Annotated in this window: 5 protein-coding genes and 2 pseudogenes; 6 read left to right on the top strand and 1 reads right to left on the bottom strand. The window is 59.5% G+C overall.

Going from position 1 to position 9,371, the window contains the following annotated elements; translation table 11 throughout:
- The 6 genes and pseudogenes from BN1800_RS38830 to BN1800_RS38805 form a co-directional block, all read left to right on the top strand.
- Window positions 1-227 (top strand): phosphoketolase family protein (locus BN1800_RS38830; protein WP_143534256.1); only part of this gene is annotated, 227 nt, incomplete at its 5' end.
- Window positions 228-237: 10 nt separating this feature from the next.
- Window positions 238-890, top strand: a pseudogene (locus BN1800_RS38825) (histidine phosphatase family protein).
- 79 nt (window positions 891-969) lie between these two features.
- Complete coding sequence (locus tag BN1800_RS38820) at window positions 970-4,959, top strand: GH36-type glycosyl hydrolase domain-containing protein (protein WP_087006180.1); 3,990 nt, start codon at window positions 970-972, stop codon at window positions 4,957-4,959.
- Window positions 4,960-4,964: 5 nt separating this feature from the next.
- Complete coding sequence (locus BN1800_RS38815; RefSeq protein WP_087006178.1) at window positions 4,965-6,284, top strand: glucoamylase family protein; 1,320 nt, start codon at window positions 4,965-4,967, stop codon at window positions 6,282-6,284.
- A gap of 387 nt (window positions 6,285-6,671) precedes the next feature.
- Window positions 6,672-7,331: a MarC family protein gene (locus tag BN1800_RS38810; protein WP_087006183.1), complete on the top strand. Its 660-nt coding sequence runs from the start codon at window positions 6,672-6,674 to the stop codon at window positions 7,329-7,331.
- A gap of 67 nt (window positions 7,332-7,398) precedes the next feature.
- Window positions 7,399-8,490: pseudogene (locus BN1800_RS38805) on the top strand (glucoamylase family protein).
- A 124-nt stretch (window positions 8,491-8,614) separates the two neighbouring features.
- Here the strand turns inward: BN1800_RS38805 and BN1800_RS38800 are convergent.
- Window positions 8,615-9,184 (bottom strand): ATP-binding cassette domain-containing protein, encoded by a 570-nt coding sequence (locus tag BN1800_RS38800; protein ID WP_280174001.1) that lies wholly within the window; start codon window positions 9,182-9,184, stop codon window positions 8,615-8,617.
- Between the last annotated feature and the right edge of the window lie 187 nt (window positions 9,185-9,371).

Genomic DNA, 9,371 nt, shown 5'->3' with positions numbered 1-9,371 from the left:
TGCTGAATGAGATGGATCGCTTCCATCTGGTCGAGGACGTGATCGACCGGCTACCGCAACTCGGCGCTCGCGCTGCCTATTTCAAACAGGCAATTCACCAGAAGCTGATCGAACACCGGCAGCACATCGAAAAATATGGCGACGACGTGCCGGGAATCTCGGGCTGGATGTGGGGACAGGCGGCTACCTTGGGAGAGCTGCGATCGACAGAGGCAGACAATGTCTAAGCCATGAGGGCTGGACGTGAAAGTATTCGTGATCAGGCATGGGGAGACCGAGTGGAGCCTGACCGGGCAACACACAGGCATGACAGAAGTCCCCTTGACCGACAACGGACGACAACAAGCGGAACGGATGCGGCCGGTGTTGGCTCGGCAAACANCATGACAGAAGTCCCCTTGACCGACAACGGACGACAACAAGCGGAACGGATGCGGCCGGTGTTGGCTCGGCAAACATTCGCGCTCGTTCTTGTGAGTCCGCTGCAGCGGGCACGGGAGACGTGTGACTTGGTAGGCTTCGGCGCCGAGGCCATCATCGATCCAGGCTTGATGGAGTGGAACTACGGCGAATATGAGGGCCTGCTGCCCCAGCAAATTCAGGCGAAAAGACCGGGTTGGTTGATTTTTCGTGATGGATGCCCCGGAGGCGAGACGCCGAGGCAAATTGGTGCTCGAGTGGATCAAGTCGTGGCGCGCACCCGGGCTGCGGATGGCGACGTTGCGTTGTTCGCGCATGGGCACGTGCTGCGCGTGCTTGCAGCGCGATGGATTGGCCTGCCACCGCGTGCCGGACAGCATTTTCTCCTGAATACCGGCACGTTGAGCATCCTCACCTACTACCACGAGATACCCGCAGTGAGGGTCTGGAATGGACAAGTCTATGAGTAGTGTGCGGGAAAGCTGCCAGCAGTTGGTGATGGTCTTGCTTTCGAGGCGGGTGTCGTCGTTCTGAGTGGGAAAAACGTTGATGGTAAAATCAATTCACGGCCACAGCACGCCCGAGGCGCCGGCGAGACACGATAGCGTCGCGGAGTTGGCGGATCCGAGTTCAGCGGTCGCGTTGCTTTCTAACGATCGGTACAGTGTCCTGGTTACAGCCGCCGGGGCCGGTTACGGAACATGGCAAGGCCTCGACATCACCCGGTGGCGCGAGGACGCCACCCGTGATTGCTGGGGCCAATTTTGTTACGCTCGGGATCTGACCGACAACGACCTCTGGTCCATCGGAAAGCAGCCATTATTTCAGCCCTCGAATGTCTACGCGCACGCATTTCACGGAGACAGGGCCGAATTCCGCTGCCATGCCGGTGACATTGAAATCCTCACGAAAATCTGTGTCGCACCCGATCTGGACGCGGAAGTGCGTATGCTCACAGTCACGAACCATGGCACACGTGAGCGAATCCTCGAACTGACAAGCTATGCCGAAGTCTGCCTGAACAATCGTCGCGCGGACATGTCGCATCCGGGTTTTGCCAAGCTTTTTGTCGAAACACGATATGACGAGGCGACAGGCGCCCTATTTGCGCGTCGCAGGCCACGTGCTGCCGGGGAGAAAGCCATCTGGGCCGTTCACGTTTCTTCATCGACCCTACCGCTTTCCCAAGCGGTCCAATATGAAACCGATCGGCTGAGATTTCTTGGCCGAGGCCGGACAACAGCCAATCCCGTCGTATTCGACGCGGTTGCATCGCTCTCCGGAACGACTGGCCCTGTCCTCGACCCGATTTTCTGCCTGCGGCGGACGGTTCGTCTGGCGCCAGGCGCCGACGCACGTGTGGCCTTCGTCACAGGTGCTGCGGATGACCAGTCAGCCGTGCAGCTCATCGCCGAAAGATATGCCAAGTTCGACAGGGTCGAGCGAGTGTTCTCCGAAGCTTCAGAGAAATACGAAAATGAGCTTCGCACGTCGAACCTGAAGTCTGACGATGTCTCGCTGTTCAATCGGCTGGCCGGGAATGTCGTATTTGCGAACCCGGCCATGCGGCAGGCGGCTGGGCCCCAGAGAGATCGATCGGATCGAACCGCTCTGTGGGCCCATGGTATCTCCGGCGACCTTCCGATCGTGCTTGTCCGAGCCAATGGCGACAGGGATGATGCCTTCGTTAACCAAGTGACGATGGGCCACGATTTCGCCGGTCGGAGGGGCCTGAGATACGACCTGGTGCTGCTTGACGACGGTGGTGCAGCCAGCGCCAAGCGACAGACTGAAAAGCTGCAGTCAGGCCCGCAAGCCGAAATGATCGGCAAACCTGGCGGAATCTTTGTCCTTTCCGATCCCGATACCGAAAGCGATCACGTGGCGACCATCGCCGCGGCAGCGCGCATTGTCCTGCTGGGAAGCGGCGGCACACTTGCCGATCAGCTCAACCTGCCCTCCCCCGCTCTGTCACCTCTTTCACAGACGTTAGCCGTTCGGGTGAGCGGGCAAACTGCGGCCCCACATCCTGACGCGGTCGAGGATTTACAGCACTGGAACGGATTCGGGGGCTTCACGCCCGACGGACGCGAGTATGTCGTGCGCGTGGATGCGGTCAAACCCCGAGCCCCCGCCTTGCCACCGGCGCCTTGGACCAATGTGATCGCAAACCGCGATTTTGGCTGTCTGACAACCGAAGCCGGTCTTGGCTACACCTGGTCAGAGAACAGCCAGATGAACCGGCTGACGCCATGGTCGAACGATCCGGTTACGGATGCGCCGGGCGAGGTCCTCTATTTGCGGGATGAGGAAACCGGCGATGTCTGGACGCCGACGCCCCTACCGCTCGGTCCCGGTGCGGTCGTGACTGTTCGTCACGGCCAAGGTTACAGCCGGTATGCAAGTTACAGTCGTTATCTCAATCAAGAGCTGACGGTATCGGTCGCGCCGAACGATCCGGTCAAAATCATACGCCTCAGGCTTAGCAACGAGGACACCCGCGCTCGGCATGTCACCGCAACCTATTTCGCCGAGTGGNTCAAAATCATACGCCTCAGGCTTAGCAACGAGGACACCCGCGCTCGGCATGTCACCGCAACCTATTTCGCCGAGTGGGTGCTTGGGACGCACCGCGACGAGACAGCAACGCGGATCGTCTGCGAGCGGGATGCCAGATCGGGTGCGATCGTAGCCAGAAATCCCTGGGCCGGCGATTTTGCCGGAAAGCTGGCGTTTGCAGGCACCAGTAAGCCGGCAAGGTCGGCCACGTCCGACCGCAGGGAATTTCTGGGCAAATACGGTTTCGTGTTTAACCCGGCGGCCCTGGGGCGAAGAGATCTGGCGGAACGTTTTGGTCCGCTACTGGATCCCTGCGCCGCGCTGATGGTGGATATCTCCCTACCCCCCGGCGAAAGCAGAGAGGTTGTCTTCGTCCTTGGAGAGGCTGCCGGCCTCGATGAGGTCCGTAGGCTCGTCCAGGAGCATGCCGACCTCGATCGCGTACCCGCGGACCAATCGGCTGTCTCCCGCCAATGGGATGACATTCTGAACGCGATCCAGGTCTCGACACCGGACGCGGGCTTGAACTTGATGATGAACCGCTGGTTGTTGTACCAGGTTTTGGCATGCCGCGTATGGGCGCGCACGTCCAACTATCAATCTGGCGGTGCGTATGGATTCAGGGACCAACTGCAGGACGTGATGGCACTGGTCTACAGCATACCGAGCGAGGCCCGCTCACACATCCTGCGATCGGCGGCGCGCCAATTCGAGGAGGGGGACGTCCAGCACTGGTGGCACCCACCGTCTGGCATCGGTGTGCGTACTCGGATAACCGACGACTTGTATTTCCTACCCCTTGTCGTTCACCACTACGTTTCCACGACAGGCGACGTTCAACTCCTCGATGAGATGGTTCCATTCATCACGTCACCGTTGCTGAGAGACGACCAAGAGGAAGACTTCAACCAGCCAGCGACCAGCGAGCAGTCCGGCACCGTCTACGAGCATTGCGTCCGGGCGCTGGAGCATGGCTACCGTTTGGGCAGTCACGGCATTCCCCTTATGGGAACGGGTGACTGGAACGACGGCATGAATAAGGTCGGCGCCGAAGGCAAGGGCGAGAGCGTTTGGAACGGCTGGTTCTTTCTCACGGTCCTGAATTCATTTGCCACGATTTCAGAATCACGCGGAGATCAAGGCCGCGCCGCCTGGTGCCGCGAACGGGCCGAGGCTTTGCGCATAGCCCTTGAGACCAACGCCTGGGACGGCGGCTGGTATCGCCGGGCATATTTTGACAATGGCACGCCGCTCGGGTCGTCCCTGAACGACGAATGCCAGATCGACGCCATCCCGCAAGCCTGGGCCGTCATTTCAGGCGAGGCCGATGCGGAACGCGCTTCGCAGGCCATGCGTACGGTCCACGACCGGCTCGTACGCCAGGAGGACAAGCTGATCAAACTCTTCGACCCGCCTTTTGACGAAGGCGTGCTGCAGCCCGGCTACATCAAGGGCTATGTCCCCGGCATCCGTGAAAATGGCGGGCAATACACACATGCGGCAACCTGGGTTGTCTGGGCGACGGCTTTGCAGGGCGACGGCGATCTCGCCTTGAAGCTTTGGAACCTGATTAATCCGATTTATCATGCGGCGACGAGAGATCAAGTCGAACGCTATAAGGTCGAGCCATATGCGGTCGCCGCCGATATCTATGGCGCGCCACCGCACACGGGACGTGGCGGATGGACGTGGTACACCGGAGCGGCCAGTTGGTTCTATCGCGCGGCGCTCGAGGCGATCCTTGGCTTTCGCCAGCAAGGACAGTTTCTGCGGTTCGAACCATGCGTTCCGGCAAGCTGGCCGGCCTATGAGATTACATACCGATATGGATCGGCGACCTACCGCATCCGTTTCGACAACGCGAAGGGTATCGGCAGAGGCGTGCACTCCATCACACTGGACGGTGAACCTGTCGCGAACGAAACCGTCCGGCTTGCGAAGGACGCTCGCACGCACGATGTCGACATTGTCATTGGTTAGCGGTCATGCCCGAAACGCTCTCGACCGACCCCGACCTCGACCGCCTGCCAACGGACCAGGACCTCGGTCGGCTGCAATTCACCACCCTGCTGTACTACCTCCAATGCACAAACCCGGACAACGGCCTGGTTCGCGACAAGACAGAGCCAAACGCACCGGCAAGCATCGCGGCGATCGGCATGGCACTGGCGACCATCCCCGTGGTTGTGGAGCGCGGCGTCCTCATCCGCGAATTTGCGGCAAAGATCACCCGCAATCGGTTGAGATACCTGATGGCATGCCCGCAGGGGCCGGAGCCGGATTCATCGGGCTACAAAGGCTTTTTTTACCATTTTCTGGACATCGAAACAGGGCGCCGGGTGTGGCAATGCGAATTGTCGACGATCGACTCGGCTTTCCTGTTCGCAGGGGCCTTGACCGTTGCCACCTATTTTGATGGCGACACGGCCGATGAGGTGGAAATCCGCCAGCTCGCGATGGCGCTTTACGAGCGTGCCGACTGGAACTGGGCTCGCGATGGCGGTGCAACTTTAACGCATGGCTGGCGTCCGGAGAGTGGTTTCATTCCCTATCGGTGGCGTGGCTACGATGAAGGCCTGCTGCTCTACATCATCGGCCTAGGATCCCCAACTCACCCTTTGCCGCCCGAATGCTATGCCGCCTACACCGAAACCTATGAATGGCGAAATATCTACGGCCGCGAGCTGCTGTATTCGGGGCCGCTTTTTACCCACCAACTGTCGCACATGTGGATCGACTTTCGAGGCATTCGAGATGCGTTCATGCGCCAGCATGACACCGACTATTTCGAAAACAGCCGGCATGCGACGTATGTCCAGCGAGAATACGCAATCCGCAACCCGATGAACTTCGCAGGCTATGGGGAGCATTGTTGGGGATTCACCGCCTGCGATGGACCCGGCTGGGGCAAGCGAACGATCGATGGGGTCGATCGGGAGTTCTTCGACTACATTGCCCGAGGCGCCCCCTTCGGACCTGATGATGGGACCGTGGCGCCCTGGGTCGTTGTCGCCTCGCTGCCGTTCGCGCCGGAGATCGTCGTACCGACAGTGCGCAATTTTGCGCGAATGCACCTCGGCATGACCCGGCTTTACGGTTTCAAACCGTCGTTCAACCAGACCTATGCCGTCGAAAACAGTCCGACCGGATGGTGGGTAACTCCCTATCACTTTGGCATCGACCAAGGTCCGGTGGTGCTGATGATCGAAAACTACCGGACCGGTTTGCTCTGGAACATCATGCGCCGATGCAAGCCCGTCGTGACGGGATTGCGCCGAGCAGGTTTTTCAGGGGGCTGGCTCTAGGTCGGATGTGTATCGTCTCGCGCGGATAGAGCCGACTACCGCCCTCGTTTCAACGCAGAGGTTGGGCTTCAGGTGAGGCGCCCGATTTCGAGGGATCGAACGTATCGCAGCGGAGTCCTGAAGATCATTCAGCGCATCGCCGGCTATTTCGTTCACCTCGAAATCCGGTTTTTCGGCTCCAAGCGAAAGGAAGGCGCTCTCTTGGCTGGAGACTGGTCATCGTTGACGTGGCTGCGGGACATATCCCCTGGGGCTGCCCTATCTTACGGGCTCGGCCTTATTGGCTTGCGCCAATCAATCTATCATGAACAACCCCGGCAGCGGCGCGCTGGTCGATCGATTCTCCTGATCCTCGCTCTGGCGATGATCCTGCCTGCCTGTTTTCCGATGCAATCCTTTGCGCAGTCGCCGCTTGGAGCGGGCACGCCGGAGGTGGAGTTCGGCGCGCGGAAAATGTTCTTCATGCTTTTTCTGATGCTTGGCCCGATCAAGATCCTGGTGCCTTTCGTGACCATCACAAGCAACTGCAATCCTCCCTTTCGACGTTCGATGGCCAGGAGAGCGATCCTCTTTTCGGCGGCCGCGCTGGCAATCGCCGGCTTGCTTGGCCGTACCATGCTTGAGAATTTCGAAATCTCACTGCCTGTACTGGCGATGACCGGAGGCATCATCTTGTTTCTCGTGGCCTTGCGAACCATCTTGCAGCAATCTGCCAGCCTGCCGGATCGGCCGACTGAGCCGGGCCAACCGCCAGATCTGAGACTGGCCCTTACACCGTTGGCGTTTCCGACGATTGTCACGCCTTATGGTATCGCCGCGGTAATCGTTTTCGCGACGTTGGCGGGCGGCCGCAACGCGGAAGGCCTCACCGTGGCTGCTATCGTATTGCTGATCCTGGCGCTGGACTGGGTGGCCATGATGTTCGCAGAGACCATTCTGAGGTGGATAGGAACTTCGCTTCAGGTATTGGCAGTGGTGCTCGGGGTAACCCAGGCAGCTCTTGGTCTGCAGGTCATCCTGCATAGCTTACGCATGATTGCCTGGTAGAAATTTCGCTCGCGGGTATGGCTCGTGCAAAGCCCACTGGCTGCTTTCGGAACTGGGTGCAGCAGTCATGCTCTTCATCCGCGGTGACGCGCAGAGCGGCACGTCAAGTCCCGTTGTCGTAGAGCGCGGCGTAATCAGCCGCCAATTTGCGGCGAAGATCGCTCGCAGGCAGTTAAGATATCTGATGGAGTTGCCGCAGGGGCCGGAGCCGGACGCATCCGGCTACAAGGGCTTCTTCTACCATTTTCTGGACATCGAAAACGGTCGCCGAGTCTGGCAATACGAATTGTCCACCATAGATTCGGCATTCCTGTTCGCAGGTGCTCTGACAGTTGCCACCTTTTTCGATCGCGACACCGCCGAGGAAGCGGAAGTCCGCCGGCTTGCCAACCAGCGTTATGATCGTGCGGACTGGAGCTGGGCCTGCAACGGCGAACTCACGTTGACGGACGGTTGGACGCCAGAAAATGGATTCATTCCTCACCGCTGGCGCGGTTACGACGAGGGCTTGCTGCTTTACTTCCTGGGCCTGGGTTCGCCGAACCACCGGCTGGAGCCGGAAAGCTATGCGGCCTGCACCGCGACCTACGAATGGAAAGGCATCTACGGCCGCGGGCTGCTCTATTCGGGGGGCCCTTTTTCACCCATCAGCTGTCGCATCTTTGGGTGGACTTTCGGGGTCTTTGCGCAGCAGGAGTACGCGATACGCAATTCAATGAACTTCGTCGGCTACGGGCAATATTGCTGGGGCTTCACGGCGTGCGACGGGCTCGGCTGGATCACGCGGAAGGTCAATGGTGTCGAGCGGCAGTTCTTCGACTATATCGCCCGCGTTGCTCCGTTTGGCCCTGACGATGGGACGATCGCCCCGTGGGTTGTCATTGCCTCGCTGCCATTCGCACCAGAGACCGTCGTACCGACGGTCCGCAACTTTGCCCGGATGCCCCTTGGAATGACGCGCCTTTACGGATTCAAGCCGTCATTCAATCAGTCGTTTGCGGTGGAAGACAATCCCACAGAATGGTGGATATCTCCGTGTCACTTCGGCATCGACTAGGGGCCGATCGTGCTGGCGGTCGAGAACTACCGGACGGGCCTACTGGCTGGCCTGTGCCGGGCGGGCTTCTCGGGCGGATGGCTGTCGCTGCAGTCTGATTGAAAGCCACGTGCTTTCAAGAACGTTCCGCAGGGAGCTTGATCGCGGCTCAGCACCTCGGCGGCTGTACCGGCGTTGCTCTTGACCGTGATTGGTCGGTAGTTATTGCGAGCCATTCCAGTAAAGATCAGGCTCGGTTCGGTGTCCACTTCCACCGACCATCCTCACTGTACTTAAGGACCGCGTGATACAGATCACGCGCGTCGTGGGCTTCTCCGTTATTGATGCAGGTGATCGAACGGTCGGAAAGGAGGCGCAGGATCTTGCGGAGCTTTTTGGACCCCAGCGTCGTGTCGACTCGATCCAGGAAGACGACCTGCGGCGGCGCGAGCAGAACTTTCGCAACGGCTAAGAGCTGCTGCTCGGTCAGCGAAAGCGACATTTCCCAGCCTTGCTCCTTATCCAACCCGCCCGTCTGGCTCACGACCCGTTCGAGATCAAGTTCGCGCAACACCTGGAACATTCGTTCATCCGAAATTTCGCCTGCATTCTCCAGACGCACAAGAATCTGGCGCAACGTACCTGGCGGCAGATAAGGTCGTTGCTTGAGAAACACGATGTCGTCGGAACCAGGGCGAATTATGCGCCCTGTGCCGGGCGTCGGAATGCCCGCCGTCGCTCTGAACAACGCCGTTCCCGGAGCCTGACTAGGTCCGGTGAGCAACACGAGGGTCCCGAGCGGGATCGATACCGACAACTCCTTCAGCAGAGGAGTGCCGTTTGATGACANCGGTGAGCAACACGAGGGTCCCGAGCGGGATCGATACCGACAACTCCTTCAGCAGAGGAGTGCCGTTTGATGACAGCAAGGATAGCCGCTCGTAGGCCAAACACCCTCCTCGCTCGACAATCTCGATGGCCGACTCTGCGGTTGTTCGTGATTT

It is taken from the genome of Rhizobium sullae (genome assembly GCF_900169785.1).
Taxonomy (GTDB): Bacteria; Pseudomonadota; Alphaproteobacteria; order Rhizobiales; family Rhizobiaceae; genus Rhizobium; species Rhizobium sullae.
Note: the sequence above shows the minus strand (reverse complement) of the source record. Positions and strands in the feature narration are given on the sequence as shown.